At 45.3% G+C, this 17,207-nt stretch carries 15 protein-coding genes and 1 pseudogene; 9 read left to right on the forward strand and 7 right to left on the reverse strand.

Annotation, left to right across the window (positions count from 1 at the left end; all coding sequences use genetic code 11):
• Positions 1-13: 13 nt before the first annotated feature.
• From HMPREF1508_RS00240 to HMPREF1508_RS00250, 3 genes are all read left to right on the forward strand, one after another.
• The gene (locus tag HMPREF1508_RS00240; RefSeq protein ID WP_044958349.1) at positions 14-940 is read left to right on the forward strand and encodes a sugar phosphate isomerase/epimerase family protein; all 927 of its coding nucleotides are present in this window, start codon (positions 14-16) and stop codon (positions 938-940) included.
• Entirely contained in the window at positions 937-3,309 is a 2,373-nt protein-coding gene (locus HMPREF1508_RS00245; protein ID WP_044958350.1) for an alpha-L-rhamnosidase, read from the forward strand. Before HMPREF1508_RS00240 ends, HMPREF1508_RS00245 begins: the two co-directional genes overlap by 4 nt.
• Before the next feature lie 172 nt (positions 3,310-3,481).
• The gene (locus HMPREF1508_RS00250) at positions 3,482-4,792 is read left to right on the forward strand and encodes a glycoside hydrolase family 1 protein (RefSeq protein ID WP_044958398.1); all 1,311 of its coding nucleotides are present in this window, start codon (positions 3,482-3,484) and stop codon (positions 4,790-4,792) included.
• Between the two features lie 410 nt (positions 4,793-5,202).
• Here the strand turns inward: HMPREF1508_RS00250 and HMPREF1508_RS00255 are convergent, their stop codons facing one another.
• The 7 genes and pseudogenes from HMPREF1508_RS00255 to HMPREF1508_RS09785 all read right to left on the reverse strand — a co-directional run bounded on the left by HMPREF1508_RS00255 (position 5,203) and on the right by HMPREF1508_RS09785 (position 10,937).
• The gene (locus tag HMPREF1508_RS00255; RefSeq protein WP_006906070.1) at positions 5,203-5,367 is read right to left on the reverse strand and encodes a transposon-encoded TnpW family protein; all 165 of its coding nucleotides are present in this window, start codon (positions 5,365-5,367) and stop codon (positions 5,203-5,205) included.
• 109 nt (positions 5,368-5,476) lie between these two features.
• Positions 5,477-6,094: an SAP domain-containing protein gene (locus HMPREF1508_RS00260; RefSeq protein ID WP_044958351.1), complete on the reverse strand. Its 618-nt coding sequence runs from the start codon at positions 6,092-6,094 to the stop codon at positions 5,477-5,479.
• A 12-nt stretch (positions 6,095-6,106) separates the two neighbouring features.
• Positions 6,107-6,526: a nuclear transport factor 2 family protein gene (locus HMPREF1508_RS00265; RefSeq protein ID WP_044958353.1), complete on the reverse strand. Its 420-nt coding sequence runs from the start codon at positions 6,524-6,526 to the stop codon at positions 6,107-6,109.
• A 61-nt stretch (positions 6,527-6,587) separates the two neighbouring features.
• On the reverse strand, positions 6,588-8,048 hold the full coding sequence (gene mobQ, locus HMPREF1508_RS00270; RefSeq protein WP_044958354.1) for a MobQ family relaxase: 1,461 nt from the start codon (positions 8,046-8,048) through the stop codon (positions 6,588-6,590).
• Between the two features lie 239 nt (positions 8,049-8,287).
• The gene (locus HMPREF1508_RS00275; protein ID WP_044958356.1) at positions 8,288-8,608 is read right to left on the reverse strand and encodes a DUF3847 domain-containing protein; all 321 of its coding nucleotides are present in this window, start codon (positions 8,606-8,608) and stop codon (positions 8,288-8,290) included.
• A gap of 182 nt (positions 8,609-8,790) precedes the next feature.
• A complete protein-coding gene (locus tag HMPREF1508_RS00280; RefSeq protein WP_044958359.1) occupies positions 8,791-9,159 on the reverse strand; it encodes an EXLDI protein in 369 nt (122 codons plus the stop codon).
• A gap of 107 nt (positions 9,160-9,266) precedes the next feature.
• Positions 9,267-10,937, reverse strand: a pseudogene (locus HMPREF1508_RS09785) (recombinase family protein).
• A 241-nt stretch (positions 10,938-11,178) separates the two neighbouring features.
• Between HMPREF1508_RS09785 and HMPREF1508_RS00295 the strand changes: the two are divergent.
• The 6 genes from HMPREF1508_RS00295 (at position 11,179) to fabF (ending at position 17,206) form a co-directional block, all read left to right on the forward strand.
• Positions 11,179-12,261 (forward strand): Cna B-type domain-containing protein, encoded by a 1,083-nt coding sequence (locus HMPREF1508_RS00295; RefSeq protein WP_044958364.1) that lies wholly within the window; start codon positions 11,179-11,181, stop codon positions 12,259-12,261.
• 443 nt (positions 12,262-12,704) lie between these two features.
• Entirely contained in the window at positions 12,705-12,926 is a 222-nt protein-coding gene (locus HMPREF1508_RS00300) for an acyl carrier protein (RefSeq protein WP_049906773.1), read from the forward strand.
• 4 nt (positions 12,927-12,930) lie between these two features.
• Positions 12,931-13,875, forward strand: a complete 945-nt coding sequence (gene fabK / locus HMPREF1508_RS00305; protein ID WP_006905353.1) for an enoyl-[acyl-carrier-protein] reductase FabK — start codon at positions 12,931-12,933, stop codon at positions 13,873-13,875.
• Entirely contained in the window at positions 13,863-14,861 is a 999-nt protein-coding gene (locus HMPREF1508_RS00310) for an ACP S-malonyltransferase (protein WP_044958370.1), read from the forward strand. Before fabK ends, HMPREF1508_RS00310 begins: the two co-directional genes overlap by 13 nt.
• Positions 14,858-15,586 (forward strand): beta-ketoacyl-ACP reductase, encoded by a 729-nt coding sequence (locus HMPREF1508_RS00315; RefSeq protein WP_044958372.1) that lies wholly within the window; start codon positions 14,858-14,860, stop codon positions 15,584-15,586. Before HMPREF1508_RS00310 ends, HMPREF1508_RS00315 begins: the two co-directional genes overlap by 4 nt.
• Positions 15,587-15,964: 378 nt before the next feature.
• Positions 15,965-17,206 (forward strand): beta-ketoacyl-ACP synthase II, encoded by a 1,242-nt coding sequence (gene fabF / locus HMPREF1508_RS00320; RefSeq protein WP_044958374.1) that lies wholly within the window; start codon positions 15,965-15,967, stop codon positions 17,204-17,206.
• Position 17,207 lies beyond the last annotated feature (1 nt).

Consider the following 17,207-nt stretch of genomic DNA (forward strand, 5'->3'; position numbering starts at 1 on the left):
AAGGAAGTGGCGGATGCAAAGAGGAATACAGCAGGTACAGCTGCGAAGTAATGTGAAGACAGAAGAGGAGGCTATGTCTGCCTTGAGAGCGGTGAAGGAGGCCGGCTTTGCAGGAATCGAGTTGAACCGCTTTATGACCCATAAGCTGCCTGTGACCATACGGCTCTTTACAAGACTGTCCGGTATGGCCATGGGAGCTGGCGGGAACCTTCCCTGGAAAGAGATGCTGGCTGAGAGTGGACTCTCTATCATCGCCCTGCACAGTGATCTGGGAACGCTGGAGAAGAATCTGGAGGATGTCTTGAAGGAGGCCGCCTCTTATGGGACGAGGCGGATTGTGCTGACTGGAATGTATCATTTCGACTATTCGGACGATGTGGCCTTAACAGACCTGATCGCCCGTCTTAACCGGGTCGGACAGGCAGCTGCGGATCGGGGCTATGACTTCCTTTATCACAATCATAACTGTGAATTTATCCGAATCAGGGAGAATTCCTGCAAAGCAGAGGAGAAAGATCACACCGGGATGGTTGCCTATGATCGGATCATTGCAGAGACAGACCCAGCGCTGGTTTCATTCGAATTCGACGCTTACTGGCCCGCGGAGACAGGAGCCGATCCCCTGGCCTGGATGGAGAAGCTGGGAAGAAGACAGCGTCTGCTGCACCTGTGTGACCGGGGAACGAGACCGGCAGGCGCCACCGCATCTATCCGCAGATCCGGAGAGATGGAGTTGGGACAGGGGAATATGCCTCTGGGAAAAATTCTGGCACAGGCAAAAGAGAACGCCTGTCAGGCGGTGATTCTGGAGCAGCATGACGGATGGATGAACAAAAATGCCATCTCATCCCTGCAGGTCAGTGGAGCCTGGCTAGAGATCCATCTGGGGGAGATGGCTGCCGAGGCAAAGAGAAAATCAGAAGAGAAAGGAATTTTATGAGTGATTGGAAGGAACTTTGCGAGTGCCTGATCCAGTCGGATACTCCTTATGTGGAGGGGCAGGTGGACGTCTTTGTCCAGGAGATCAGGCTTGCTGCAGACAGACAGCTTATGCAGGCAAAACTTGCGATCACGGCGCTGGGCGTCTATGAAGCCGAACTCAACGGAGAGAAGATTGGAGATATTCTCTTTGCCCCCGGTTTTACTTATTATCCGAGAGAACTGCAGGTCAATGAGTATGATCTGACAGACCTCTTTCAGAAGGCGGATTCAGAGACTGTCAGCCTGCGCGTCTATCTGGGCCAGGGCTGGTACTGCGGGAGATTTACCTTTGAGAATAAGACGCAGATCTACGGCAGTCACGCCGCGGCAGCCTGGATCCTGGAGCTGGTTTATGAGGACGGAAGCAAGGATGTGTTTTCCAGTACGCCGGATACGGTTGTGGGAGAAGAGAGCCCCTATGAATATGCGGGCTTATACGATGGAGAGATCTACCATGCACATGGTCGTCACAGGCTGGCCTCCTGGAAGGTAATTGTCTCAAAGCAGACGCTTCCCGGGAATCTGGATGCTCCCCTTGCACGGACCAGACGTCAGGAGGAGATGCCGCTGCCCACAGTTATTTCACATGGGGAGAATGAGGCCGGGCAGGAGGTGACCATTCTGGATTTCGGACAGAATTTCGCCGGGCAGATCCGGATTGATCCGCGCTATTTGAGCGGTCAGCCGGATGGGGCCAAGATTATTCTGCGCCACGGGGAACTGCTGACAGCGGAGGGGACTCTCTACACGGCCAATCTGCGCAAGGCAAAGCAGGAAACGGTCTATTATAAGGGAGGGGAGACGAGGCCATATCTTCCCAGATTTACTTACATGGGTTTTCGCTATGTGGAGTTGACGGGATGTCCTTACCGGGAAGGGCTTCTGACCGCCTTTGCAGTGTATACGGATATGGAACGGACGGGAAGATTCACCTGTCGGAATCCTCTGGTCGACCGCCTCTACCAAAATCAGCTGTGGAGTCAGAAGAGCAATTACATTGAGGTCCCCACGGACTGCCCCCAGCGGGACGAGAGAGAGGGATATACGGGGGATGGTCAGGCATTTGCCCGCACCGGCATGTATAATTTTAATACGAAGATCTTTTTGGAAAAGTTCCTGCGGGATATCCGTTACACACAGATGGATCATGCAGAGAAGTATGTCTCCCCGGTGGTTCCGGCGGACGGACCCGGCAAGATCGGATTTATGAATATGCTGGGTTGGGGCAATGCAGTGACCATTCTCCCCCAGCTGATCGCTGATCTGTACGGGGACGAGGCAGCTTTAAGGGAACAGTATGACAGCATCAGGGCTCATGTGGACTGTGAGATATCTCATATGGGCGGCTTGCTGGGCAAGAAGAATCTGTGGATTGCCCCAAACCTGGGGGACTGGCTGGCCCTGGGTAGGGATACGGCTTATATGGCTATGCATAATGGGCCGGTCTCCAATGCCTTTTTGATCAATGATCTTCGGATTTTATCTGCACTGGCCAAAAGGCTGGGGAAAAAAGAGGACGCCGACCGTTACGGAAAACAATACCGGGATAGCAGGGAGGCCTATATTCAGGCCTTCATCAAAAAGAACGGACAGATGAAGGATGACTACCAAGGGGCTTATGTCATGGCACTCGCTCTCGTTCTGGGTGATCTGGGAAGTCTCCTGCCAGAAGAGAAGACAGACAGGGATGAGGAACTCTATGGGAAAGTCTTTCAGACTCTGGTTAAGAAGCTGAGAGAAGAGGGGATTGGAACCGGCTTCTACGCAACCCAGTATCTTCTGCCCCTGCTGGCAGAAGGAGGAGAGGAAAAGCTGGCCTATGATCTGCTTTTGTCTGAGAAATGTCCGGGATGGATGTATGAGGTCAAAGCAGGGGCGACCTCCATTTGGGAGCGCTGGGACGGGCTTAAGCCGGACGGAAGCGTTAATGAGACCAAGATGTCCGGTGATAATATGGTCTCCTTTAATCACTATGCCTTCGGCAGTGTGGGACGCTTCTATTACGAGTATATTCTGGGAATTCAGCCCAAGGTGCCGGGCTTTGAGCAAATTCGGATCCGTCCGATTGTCGATGAGCGTCTGGGTAAGGTGAGCGGGAGTTATCGGAGTCCGCGGGGAGAGATCCGGGTAACCTGGGAGATCAGGGATACAGGAGATCAGGAAAGGACTGTTCTGTCAGGAGATATAGAGGGAACTGGATCTGGACGGCGGAAAGCACTATTCCTTGCGGTGACAGTTCCCGCAGAGACAGAGGTGATTTTCCCGTCTGGAGCCACAGAGACACTGGCAGCCGGAAGTTATGAGCGAAGGGAGATCCTGGTAGGATAAGGGTGATCCGGTCTGTCGGGAGAGGGTCTTTTTCAGAGTCAGAGCAGTGGGAAAGATCCTGAAACATAAGGATGTATTCTGTATGGAATAGAGACAGCAGATGGTTCATGGCAATGAAAGGATTGCGGCGCATAAATTCGATTGTTTTGAATCAGGTGAGAAGGAGGAGCAAATGGCGCGATTTTCTGAGAAATTTCTTCTGGGTGCTGCAACAGCGGCCCATCAGGTGGAGGGGAACAACATTCACAGTGATTACTGGATACAGGAGCATTTAAAGCACTCCCAGTTCTCGGAGCCCTCAGGGGCGGCGGTAGATCACTATAACCGCTATCAGGAGGATATTTTGCTCTTAAAGGAAGCGGGATTGAACGCCTATCGTTTCAGTATTGAGTGGGCGCGCATTGAGCCGGACGAGGGAAGTTTTGATCAGGAAGAGCTTGACCACTATATTGAGATGATTGACTTCTGTCTGGCCCAGGGAGTAGAACCGGTTGTGACCCTGCATCATTTCAGTTCTCCTGCTTGGCTGATCCGACAGGGCGGCTGGGAGGATGAGAAGACGGTTGGCTGCTTTGAACGCTATGTGCGCTATGTACTGCCCGCTCTTGCCGGTAAAGTCAGGTATATCTGCACCATTAATGAAGCCAATATGCGTATCCAGCTGGAGGCGCTTATGAAGGACATGATGCAGCGGATGCAGCATGCGGCCATGACCAATAAGGAGAAGGCGGAGAGCATGCAGAAGAAGGCGGGGGATGTACAGGTCGGCATCAACATGCAGTCGGACATGATGGCCGCCGCAATGGACAGCGCTGCCGCATTCGGTTTTCAGGATCCAAGAAAGGTGGCGACTTTCGTCTCACCGGGAAGCACTGCAGGAGATCTGATTGTCATGAAGGCACATTTGGCGGCAAAGAAGGTTATTCGAGAGCTTGCGCCTGAGATCAAGGTTGGACTGACCCTTTCCCTGCACGATCTGCAGGCCTATCCGGGAGGCGAAGCCTATGCCGAGACCGAGTGGGCAGATGAATTCCTACACTATCTTCCCTTTATTGAGGAGGATGATTTCCTGGGATGTCAGTGTTACACCAGAAAGTGCTTCGACGAGAGCGGAAGTGTGGATGCGAAGGACGCGGTTTCCTTTACACAGATGGGTTATGAGAACTATCCGAAGGCAATCGGCAATGTTCTTGCCAGGGTGGCAGAGAAATTTCATGGAGATCTGATTGTCACAGAGAACGGAATCGCCACGGAGGATGATGCGGTCCGCCGCGTCTATATTGACCGCGCGACAGAGAGTGTCGCCGCATGTATCGCCAGGGGCCTGCCGGTGAAGGGATATTTCTACTGGAGCCTTCTGGACAATTTTGAGTGGCAGAGAGGCTTCGCCATGACCTTCGGACTGATTGCTGTGGACCGGGAGAATGGTTTTGCCAGACATCCTAAGGAAAGCCTTGCCTATCTCGGATCTCTCCGCAGTTAGAGGTCGTTCGGAATATATCAGTTTCATGTGTAAAGGACGGGATTCTTCACAGGCTGTACCCCGATTTATCTCTTTGCCTCCAAGTCCGAAGTGCTCTATGATGACAGCCGCCTGATGTTCAAACGCCTGCGTGAGCAGGGAGTGAGATCTGCCCGATCGCGGGCGACCGGTATTGTTACAGTGAGAGCCGTTTCTTTTTAGAGAGGGATTGTGGTGCGGAACCAGATTTTGCGGATGGTATCCTGAAGGCTCAGAAGGTATTTTAGAGAAAATGTGTAGTCAACGCCGAAATCATAACATTTGATTTTGGTGCTTTTTTAATATATTATGTCTTAAATATGTTTTTTTAAAGAACAATTGAACCATTCGGGAAGATTTGTCAAGGACATAAACAAAATTTTTTGACAAATTTATATATTTTCTGTTTCTCTCTTGATTAGTTTTAGTATTTTATCTTTGTATGTTTCGCCTGTTCCTTGCTTGAAATGTAGGTTTACAGTGTATTTTGTCTTTCCAATATCCATAATTAACTGTTTATTAGGTGGTGCTTTTACTTCTCTTTTTTCTTCTTCCATGTGTCCTCCTTTCCGATTTTTGGACAAAGAAAAAACAGTAAATCTTTTTTGATTTACTGTTCCTGTGTTAGTTTTTATTAAATTGTTAGTTTAGCAATCTGAGAATATCTTACTTGCAATACTCTTTTATTTTACCTGCATATTCAGTCAAAAGATTCTTTGAATAAATTTTTTCATTTCTTGAATTTCTAACTTCTTTCCAAAGAATGGAAGCTACTTTTAATTTATTTGAATAGTTGCGACTATTTTCATCTGCACAGAAATCCTTTAAAAATTGATTCCATTGACAAACCGAATTATCATACTTGGCATAATCCGATTTTCCATAATAAACTTTCAGCATATCTCGAATTGTAAAACTCAAATCATTTTCGCTTTTTACTTTTCTCCAAGCAGTAGCCATATCAGCAGTAAATTTAAATGGTGAAACATCTGTTAAAATTGAGAAATATTCTCTAAATTGCATGTTAAAAGAGAACCTACATTTAAGTAATGGCGTGTCTAAAGTAATAGTATTTACTTGTTTCTTTTCATTTTTTGTTGATGACTTTTTAATCAAATTACCCTTAAAATACTGCTCAATAATATAATTGAGTTCTTGTTTTATACCTCTATATTCTAATCCTAATGACTTGCATATCTGTGAAAGTTCTTCACGATACCAATAGTATTTACTAAATTCATCAAACGATGTAATTTTATCAAACTCAGGTCTACTTTCTATCAATATTTTATCTCCTCAAAACCAATTTGCTTTTTCATCTCTAAATAAGGGTGTTTCACTCTCTTTATAAGGATTGTAGTTATTGCAATTACAGCCAAACTCTTTTAATGCTTTTATCTTATTATCGGCTGTCCAAACAATCAAAGAAATACCGTCAAATTCTTCAACTTTCCCCTCATTCATTTTATTTTTGAAGTGCCATTCTACAATAGTTTGATTATCCTTATGAAAAAATTGCTTTATATCCCACGCAAGCACTATTCCTCTTGTATTCCACTCGTTAAACCAGTGCTTTACTGTTTGACGGTTTTCATACTTAGGACACCAACTCTCAATATAAATTACATCATCAGAAAAAATTTCATCTATCCCTAAGTCTTGTTGTGTAAGCCACATATCAAACCATAAACGAATGATTTTCTCTCTTTCATTCATAAATTTAAGCTCCTCCAAAATCAAATAACTACTTATAATTATACCATTTTTTCAATTGGTTTTATATGTCTAATTCATTTCTCTTTACCTGTGATAGTTCCTTTGAATGCTCCTGTAACTGCTCTATACAGGTTTTAACTTTTTCAGCCTGTTCAACTTCTTCTCGTACCTCCAATATTTGATTGTATAAGCTCTTTTTATCTTTTTTCAAAGTAGCAAGTTCTGATTTCCATTTAGAGATATTTAAGGTCTTGCTTTCTCCTAAATGTTCTTTCAAATATTTCTTAGCACTTTCAAATAAAATAAGCTCTGCCGTATGCTCGTTGTAAAAATCTTCCTGTTTGTTTTTCTTTAATTTAGTATAGGCTTTGTAGGTATCCTTGTACTTCAAATATTTTTCTGATTGGTCTATGAGTTGTGTTTTTTCATCAATCTTTTTCTCGGTATCTTTTAAGGCTCTTGTGGTCTTATAATTCTTATCTCGTAAATCGGTAATGCTATCTTTTAATTGATTGATACTTGTAATGTTTTTCTCTTTGAGTAGCTGATAACTTTCAATATATTTCTCTAAGTCTGCATTATTCTTATCTGCGTTTTTACGGATAAGATTTTCCAAAACTGATAACAGATTTTCTTTGGTTGGGAGGGTAGACTTTATATTTTCATTTTCTACTTTTTCTTCTTTTCCAATTCCCCTTATCCAATTTAGCAATACTTTTATTCTTCGTGCAATTTCTCTTAATAGCTTATTCTGATGTTTGATTTCTCGGTTGATATTTCCTCTGTCGGTAGCTATGCCTTTCTTTTCCATTTGACTTGCTGATACTCCTAAATGAATGGTAGGTATTTGCTCTATCCCCTGTCTTTGATAAGAACGGTGGTCGACTTTTTCCTGTATGCTGTTTTCTTCCAAATATTTGTTTGCAATGTCTGCCCATGCTTTTCGCCATTGTTCCGCTTTATCTTGTTCGTTCCAATCAACTGTGTCAATTTTCTTTGTCTTGTAATTATCGTTTTTGAGTTTTATCTTTTCCCCGTTGTTGTCAAGGATATATTCTTTTTTTGATTTTGCTCCCCATGTTTTATCTTCGTTTAGCGGTCGCATAGTAAGTAAGATATGAGCGTGTGGATTTCCGTCATTTTTATCGTGTAAGGCAATATCGGCACACATACCGACTTTTACAAACTTTTCTTTTACATATTCTTGTACAAGTTCAATTTGTTTTTCATTGTCTAATTCTTTTGGTAGGGCAATTTCTATTTCTCTTGCAAGCTGAGAATTTTTACTTTTTTCTATTCTCTCGACGCTATTCCATAATGTTCCTCTGTCTGAAAATTCCTGTGGTGCGTTTTGCGGCAATAAAATTTCTGTATGGGTTATTCCGCCTTTTCTTGTAAAGTCATGTACTATTCCGTCATACTCATTTTTTATTGTTTCGCCACTTCGATAAGCGGAAGCTGCTACTGCACTTTTGCCTTTACTTCTTGAGATAATCTTTATGCAAAGATGATATATCGCCATAAGAGAAAACCTCCTCTCTTTTCTGATATGGGTATGGTGGCGATGGATAAGACTTCCTAAAAAAATCGGATAACTTTTATCCGATTTCTTTTGGGAAGTACATAAGGGGTAGGAAATTTATTTCCGTAGGGGAGTGTACCTCCCCTGTATCAGCTTTAGCTGATATGCTCTCTGCTAAGAGCCTTCGGAGAACGCACACACCCTTTAGGGTGTATAAGTGCGCCCTTGTAAACAAGGGACTATTCTTCTATCTCTGTTTCTTCATCTTGGTTTTCTATATATTGATTTTCTATTTGTTCTCTTTTCTCTATGATTTTTTGTATTTTGAGATTAGCTTCTTCTTTATGAATTAGTGATGTGATTAGCTGATAAAATTCATCTTTGGTTAAGTTCTTGCTTTCTGTAAATATACTTTCAAAGACTGCTCCCTTTTCATATATCCTTTTATCTCTCTTTTTTCTTTCTTCCTGTTTCTGCTGACTAATGAGTTTTTTTCTTTTGTTTTGTAACTTCTTTATTTCTTCTTCTGCCATTAAAATTTTTTCATCTATATTTTTCATTTTCTCTTTTCCTCTCTTTCTAATTTTGAGCAACAAAAAAACAGTAAAACAATTTGATTTACTGTTTTGTAAGTTGCTATATTATTGTTTTTATTTAATTGTTTTACTTCGACAAACGGAGATTTGAATATATGAGTATAAAGATCTTATATTTTAATAATTACTCTAATTAAACCAGTGGATTAAATGTCTAATATTTCTAAAATCTCTCCATTTTTATATTTTAACTCTATTTTTTCAATCAGTTCTTTTCCTAAATGTTTACTAAAGGTGCTTAGTTCTGAAGAAATCTCAAAAATAATATCATGTTCAACATTATCTGGAATAAAATCTGAATTATAACTATCTTTATTTGACCAATAATTCCAATTTGCATCCGTTCTTTCATAATAAACATAATTTTGTTTTCTTGTAACATATACTCTTTTATTAGTTAATTTTCTTCCGTCTTCAGATTTGAAAAAATCAGAATATAATTTCATGCCTTCAAATTGCTTATATTCTCTGATTTTATTATTTGAAACGTTTAATTTTATTTCTTTATATTCCATAAATTACCTCCATATATTCAAAAATTGGACAAAAGTGAAAATCAAGGAACCCAAGGAAAACAAATTCCAATTTTTCTCTCTGAATAATTAATAACATTTTACCATTTTCAAGCCATTTTTTCCATATCAACTTTCTGTGGCACTTGACAGTTGCCTATAAAATTAAAATACACATCGACTTGTTGTTTTCTATCTTTGCCTTTTCTTCCTCCTGTGGCTTCGTATACTACAACTTTTTCTATATACTCATTTATCATTGCTACTGTCAGTTCTTCAATGTCGGTATATTTCTCTATCATTTTTAGGAATTTATCGCTGTCAACTTTTCTCTGATGATAGCTTTCTATTTCCTGTTCAAAATACTGTATTTGTTTTTCTAAGTCTTGTTGCTCCGTATCATAGGTATTAAATAATCTATCAAAGTGTTTTGCGGGAATTTTTCCAAGTGCATGGTCTTCATATAGTTTTGTAATCAGGGTTGTTAGTTCTTCATTCCTTGAGGACAGTTTTTCTAATTTCTCTTTATATCCTTGATATTTTTCTTCTCGTTTTTCATCGGATAATTTGTTCATCACTTTTAGAAATTCTTGCTTTTCTTCTTTGGCAAAGTCTGTGATTTCTTTGATTGATTTTAATAGAATTTCATTCACTGTTTTTACTTTGATATAGTGCATACTACAAGTTCCTTTTCTGTGTCTGTAATGTTGACATACAAAACAATAATCACAATCATATTTCTTTTCTTTGTGTTCTGCCGGCTCTCTGTAACTTCATTTACCCCCACAATCAGCACAGATTAAAAGTCCTGTAAGTGGGTTTGATGTTTTGCCATACTTAGGACTTCTTCTTACTGTTTTTCTTAGCCTCCTCGCATTGTTCCATGTTTCTTCGTCAATGATGGCTTCATGGGTATTTTTGAAGATAATCAGTTCATCTTCTTTTGCCTTTCTGCGTTTCTTGGTTTTGTAATCAAGGCATATTGTTTTACCAAGTACGGTATGTCCCATATATTCTCTTTTTTCTAAGATATAGCCTACTGTAGTTGGTGTCCAAAAATACGGGTCTTCTATTCCTCTTTTCTTGGAGCTATGGTTATTTTCGGGGTAATGTATTTGGGCATAGGCTGATGGGATAAGGACTTTATCTTTGGTTAGTATATCTGCTATCTGTGTTACTCCATATCCCTCTATTACAAGCCTGTAAATGCGTTTTACGACCTTTGCACTCTCTTTATCGACAAGTAGCTCCTGTTTGTTCTTTGGGTTTCTAAAATAGCCGTATGGAACGCTTGGCGATACTCTTTTGCCTTCTTCCATTCTTGCTCTGAAGATGGATTGTATTTTTCTTGAGGTATCTCTTGCATACCATTCATTCATAATATTTAGAAATGGGGTAAAGTCGCTTTCTGCTTGTTTCTCACTGTCTATTCCGTTATTGATTGCAATAAATCTTACACCCTTTTCTTTGAAAAGTATTTCGGTGTAAAAACCTACTTTGAGGTAATCTCTGCCAAACCTACTCATATCTTTTACTATCACAGTAGATACTTTGTTTTCTTCTACTGCTTTTATCATCTTTTGAAATCCCTCTCTATCAAAGGTTGTTCCGCTTACTCCATCATCAGTATAGTGATAGATATTTACAAAGCCGTTTCTTTTGGCATAGCTTTCAAGCAGCTGCTTTTGATTAGTGATGGAATTGCTTTCTCCTTGCATTTCGTCATCACGACTTAAACGCTCATAAAGGGCTGTTTGTCCTGTTCTTTTTGTATTTGACATGAGAATTACCTCCTTTCCAAGTTTTTGTTATTTTCTCTGTCCCTAAAAGGTTAATCCTTTTGGCTGGGTCAGGACAGAGATCCTGCAGATATGAGAAATATCTCATAGGAAAGAGAAGGGGGAAAGAATGAAATTAAGCAAGCTTATAGGGATATTATTGTGCCTGCTTTTGGCAATTGGGAGTATCTTCCCGTCTTCAGGTGCAAGGGTGTATGCCCAGGAAAATACTCCAAGAAAGGCTGTGAACAAAACTTCTGTAGATGTTCAAAAGATCTGGGTGGGACCCAAGAAAGATTCTGCTACAGTTAAGCTTCTTGGCGATGGAAAGGATACCGGCAGAAGACTTGTCCTGAATGAGGCGAACTCATGGAAAAGCAGCTTTAAAGATATTCCTGAAACGGATGATACGGGGTATATCAGATACACCGTGGAAGAGGAGCCGATCCCCGGCTATAAGAGTATCGTTTTGGGGAACAGCAAAGACGGCTTTCAGATTAAGAATACCAATGTCGAGACCTTTTCGGTTCATGTGACCAAGAAATGGATTGGGAAAGAGGCTCGACTAGTTCATGTTATATTGATGGGAGATGATAAGCAGGCAGGCAGTGTAGACCTGATCAGGGATAATGGCTGGACTCATGTCTTTGAAAATGTGCCTAAGTACGATGAGAAGGATGGTCATGAGATTGCCTACAAGCTGAAGGAAGCCTATTATCAACTGGAAGATAACGAGAATGAAGGGGCTACCTATGATACAAAGATTACAGGGGATGCCAAGTCAGGTTTTGTGATTACCAATACCAATAATGAGGAAGTTGGCTTTGAAGTAATTAAGAAATGGGTCGGAAAAGAGGGCGCTTCCGCGACCATTCGGCTGCTGGCGGATGGCCGGGTGAAACAGACTGCAACACTGAGCAGGGCGAATAACTGGAAATATGTAATTGATGGCGGTCTGCGCAGATATGATCCTGTGGATGGTCATGAGATCGACTACAAGGTGGAAGAGGATCCCGTAGAGGGTTACAAAACCAGTTACTCCAGTGAGCTTGGTTACAGGATTCTAATCACCAATACGGAGATCAATTCGAAGACACCGGAGCAGCCTAAGAATCCGGAGCAACCCAAAACACCGGAGCAGCCCGAAACACCGGAGCAGTCCAAGACTCTGGATAAGCCGAATACAGTTGTTAAGGTAAAGACAGGGCAGACCTCCAAGGCACCTAAGACAAGTGATCTGGGAAGCCTTCCGATTTACGGAAGTATTCTGCTTCTGAGTCTGACAGGTATCAGTATCTTGTTCGGAAAGAAAAGAAGAATGAAATAAGACAGGAAGGTGTAATGTAAAAGAGTATTCGTGATATACGTCCTGCATAATGCCCTGCAAGTCATTGCCATGACTTGCAGGGTTATTTTGTTGCGCTTTTTCCAGACTGGGTTAAAATACAACCCTTTTTTCTCTAACTGCGACTTGTAAGACAGAATATTTGGAAGAAAGAGAGGGAGTAAATGGAATGTTATAAGATCAAAAAGCTGTTCAAATTTCACAGAATAGCCCTACTTTTGGAACGCTTTTGGAACAGAAAAGGGGCACGAGGGGAACAGGGAATATCTAAGATAAAGACTGACCGCTGATGAGGCTGTTTGGTGAAAATGCGAGGAATACCCTGCATCGAGAGGATCGTCTCTTTCCCGGCTGATATGGAAATGAGCTGTCAGGAATTTAGTGGTCATCTTACCGAAAACAGATTTCATATGGAGGATTTGAACATGTATTTCGACGTTATTGCTAAAGTAGTTGCCGACCGCATCGGTGTGGATCCGTCTACCATCAAACCGGAGAGTACTTTTGCAGATCTGGGGATTGACTCACTGGATACGGTTGATCTGCTTATGAGTCTTGAGGATGAACTCGGTGTTGAGATTGACTTGGAAGAACCGGTTGCAACGATCGCCGATCTTGATAAGTTCATCCAGTCCAAGAAGGGTTGAGTTCATGAAGCAGTCTAAGATTTGTCAGATTCTTGGCATCGAGTACCCCGTCTTTCAGGGCGGTATGGCCTGGATTGCAGATGGAAAGCTGGCCGCCGCCGTCTCCAATGGCGGTGGGTTGGGCATCATTGCAGCGGGAAATGCTCCGGCAGACTATGTCCGCGAGCAAATTCAAATTGCCAGGGAACTGACGAATAAGCCCTTTGGCGTCAACATCATGCTGATGAGCCCCTTTGCGGCAGACATTGCCGCGCTCGTCATCGAGGAGGAAGTACCTGTTGTCACCACCGGCGCCGGCAACCCCGCCAGGTATATGAAGGCCTGGAAGGAAGCAGACATTAAGGTCGTCCCCGTCGTCGCTTCTGTGGCTATGGCCAGGCTTATGACCCGCATCGGGGCCGCGGCTCTCATCGCTGAGGGGGGAGAGTCCGGCGGTCATGTGGGTGAATTGACAACGATGGTATTAGTTCCGCAGATTGTGGACGCCACAGACCTGCCTGTTCTGGCAGCCGGTGGTATTGCCGATGGCCGGGGCTTTGCGGCCGCTATTATGCTGGGAGCCTGCGGCGTACAGATGGGGACTCGTTTTCTCTCTGCGGAAGAATGCACCATTTCTCCTGTCTACAAGGAGCAAGTCTTAAAGGCCAATGACCTGTGTACTATGGTGACAGGAAAGAAGCTGGGGCATCCCGTCAGGAGTCTTCGCACCAAGTTCGCCCGGGAATATGCCAAAAAAGAGTTCTCCGATCTGCCTGAGGATCAGCTTGAAGCGCTGGGTACCGGCGCCCTGCGCAAGGCTGTACAGGACGGCAACCTCGATGAGGGATCCTTTCTCTGCGGACAGATCGCAGCCATGGTCAAGAGGGAAGAGCCGGCAGCCGACATCATTACCGATGTGGTAACTGGCGCAGAGAAAGTTCTGGAAGGAGCAAGCGCATGGCTAAAGTAGCATTTGTCTTTTCCGGACAGGGGGATCAGTACCCCGGTATGGGAGCAGATCTTGCGCAGACTTCCGAAGCGGCAGAAAAAATCTTCGCTGTCTGTGATGAAATCCGGCCCGGTACCTCGGCTATGTGCTTCGGGGGAAGTGCCGAGGATTTGGGGGTTACCAGCAATACACAGCCCTGTCTATATGTCATGGAGTTAGCGGCGGCCGAGGCCCTTGCCGAGAGAGGCCTGCAGGCCGACTGCGTCGCCGGCTTTTCGTTGGGAGAGGTTGTCGCTGCGGCATTTGCCGGGTATTACTCTGTTCAGGCGGGATTTCGGCTGGTTATGAGGCGCGGGGAACTCATGCAGGCTTGCGCCGACAGGGTCAGGACCTCTATGGTGGCTGTCCTAAAGCTGTCCTCCGAGAAAGTGGAAGAGTTGGCAGGACATTTCGGCCAGGTCTATCCCGTTAACTATAACTGTCCAGGTCAGATTTCTGTTGCGGGCCAGGCGGATCAGATGAGGAAATTTATGGCAGAGGTTCGGGAGAATGGCGGAAGGGCTGTGCCTCTTAAGGTGGCCGGCGCTTTCCACTCTCCTTTTATGGAGGGAGCCAGGGAGCCTTTTGCCAGCGCAATTGATGAGGAATTGTTAAAGAATCCGACAGGGAGAATGGGGAATCGGGCTGCCAGTGCATCCGCGATTTTAGAGAACAAAAGGACTGGAGCAGAGGCAGAAAATGAGCTTGTTCAGGATTCTGTTCGGCGAGTCCTTCCCCTCTATTCGGATGTGACAGCTCAACCCTACGGGGAGAACGTTACTGAGCTTCTCTCGTCCCAGCTCTGCAATCCTGTTCGCTGGGAGCAGCTGGTTCGCAATATGATGGAATCGGGTGTTGACACCTTCGTGGAGATTGGCCCTGGAAGAACGCTGACCAACATGATTCATAGAATTTCCGCTGATGTCAAGGCGGTTCCCTATCGGGAGATGCTGGAGGAGAATGCATGATCAAGGAGAAGACGGCTCTTGTGACAGGAGCTTCCAGAGGACTGGGGGAGGCCATTGCCAAAAGACTGGCCTCGGAAGGGGCCAATATCGCGGCCGTCTATGCAGGAAATGCCGACAAGGCTCAGGCGGTTTGTGATTTCTGCCAGGAAAACTACGGCGTAAAGGCCAGAGCTTATCAGTGTGATGTGGCGGACTTCGCTGCTGCCAAAGAACTGGTAAGCAGGGTCAGAGAGGACTTCGAAGGCTTTCAGATTCTGGTGAATAATGCGGGGATTACGAGAGACGGATTGATTCTTTGCATGAAGGAAGAGGATTTCGACGCGGTTGTGGATACCAATCTCAAGGGCGCTTTTAACATGATCCGACATGCATCCGGTCTTTTCCTGCGCCAGAGAGAAGGAGCCATTGTCAATGTCAGTTCTGTCACGGGTTTGATGGGAAATCCCGGTCAGGCAAACTATGCGGCCTCTAAGGCGGGACTGATCGGCCTGACCAAGACGGTGGCCAAGGAGCTGGCAGCGAAAGGGATTCGCTGTAATGCAGTTGCCCCGGGTTTCATCGCCACAGATATGACACGGGATCAGAAAGAGAATCCTATGGTACAGATGATTCCTATGGGGCGGATGGGAAGGCCTCAGGATGTGGCGGACGCCGTGTCCTATCTGCTTAACGCTCTCTATGTCACAGGAGAAGTACTGCGTGTCGACGGCGGAATCGGGATGTGATGATCAAGCGGAAAGAATCATGAGCGCATGACACGCTTGCGTGCTCAGGTGCTCATGATTCGAGACGTGCCCTACATGAGCATGAAGCCATGCGAAGCAGGGCGAGAATGTGAATGTAGGGAGGATTGCGAGAGCGCGAAGTGCGGAGCAATCCGTGATCATCACGGAGACAGAATCGTTGAAATTTTCCTGCGCATGACACGCTTGCGTGCTCAGGTGCTCATGATTCGAGACGTGCCCTACATGAGCATGAAGCCATGCGAAGCAGGGCGGGAATGCGAATGTAGGGAGGATTGCGAGAGCGCGAAGCGCGGAGCAATCCGTGATCATCACGGAGACAGAAGAGACAGATCAGTTGAAGATATTTTGGAGGAAGCAATGAGCGAAGATAGAAGAGTGGCAGTAACCGGGATGGGAGCCATCACCCCTCTGGGAAACAGTGTCAGCGAGACCTGGGAGGCCATGAAGGCAGGTAAGAATGGTATTGCCAGGATCACCCAGTTCGACCCGGAAGGCTTCAAGGCGACTTTGGCCGCAGAGGTTAAGGATTTTGACCCCGGACAGTATCTAGAGAAGCAGGAGATCTTGAGAACGGATCGCTTCACCCAGTTCGCCGTGGCCGCGGCCCAGCAGGCGGCAGAGGATTCCGCAATCGAGGGCAAGGTCAATCCTGACAGGTTCTCTGTTCTCTTCGGAACCGGAATCGGCGGCATCGAGACCTTCGAGAGGGAGCACAGAAATCTTATGGAGCGAGGCCCCAGGCGTGTCTCCGCCCTCTTTGTTCCTATGATGATCTGCAATATGGCAGCCGGTATGATTGCCATCCGCCACGACTGCAGAGGGACGGCCATGCCGGCAGTGACTGCCTGTGCTTCAGCCTCTAACGCGATCGGAGAGGCCATGCGCCTGATTCGTCATGGCTATGCCGATGCTGTCATCACAGGTGGAACCGAGGCGGCTGTCTGCCCGTCATCTGTTGCTGGTTTTGCCAATATGAAGGCTCTGTCCACTTCCACGGATCCCAATGCAGCCTCTCTGCCATTTGATAAGCGGCGCAATGGTTTTGTCATAGGAGAGGGTGCGGTATCACTGGTGCTTGAGGAATATGAGCACGCCAGAGCCCGCGGAGCAAGAATCTACGGTGAGATCTGTGGATATGGAACCACCTGTGACGCCTACCATATCACTTCCCCGGAGCCCAATGCCCGCGGCGCTGCCAAGGCAATGGAGGATGCCATGCGAGAGGCGGATTATACGGAGGCAGATCATGTCTATCTCAACGCGCACGGCACCGGAACCCCTATGAATGATCTGGTGGAGTGCAAGGCGGTTCACGCGGCATTTGGCGACGCAAATGCCAGAAAGCCCTGGGTCTCCTCTACCAAATCCATGACGGGCCACATGTTGGGGGCCGCCGGTGCTGTGGAGGCATTGGCCTCTCTCTTCGCCCTGGAGGAGGGAATCGTTCCTCCTACTATTAACCTGATGGAGCAGGACGAGAACTGTGATCTCAATTATGTCGCAGGCCAGGCTTTGCAGGAGAATCTGACCCTGGCTCTATCCAACTCTCTTGGTTTTGGAGGCCATAATGTCTGCCTGGCATTCAGAAAGGTGAAATAAG

The sequence above is a fragment of the Shuttleworthella sp. MSX8B genome, from assembly GCF_000524295.1.
Lineage (GTDB): Bacteria > Bacillota > Clostridia > Lachnospirales > Lachnospiraceae > Shuttleworthia > Shuttleworthia satelles.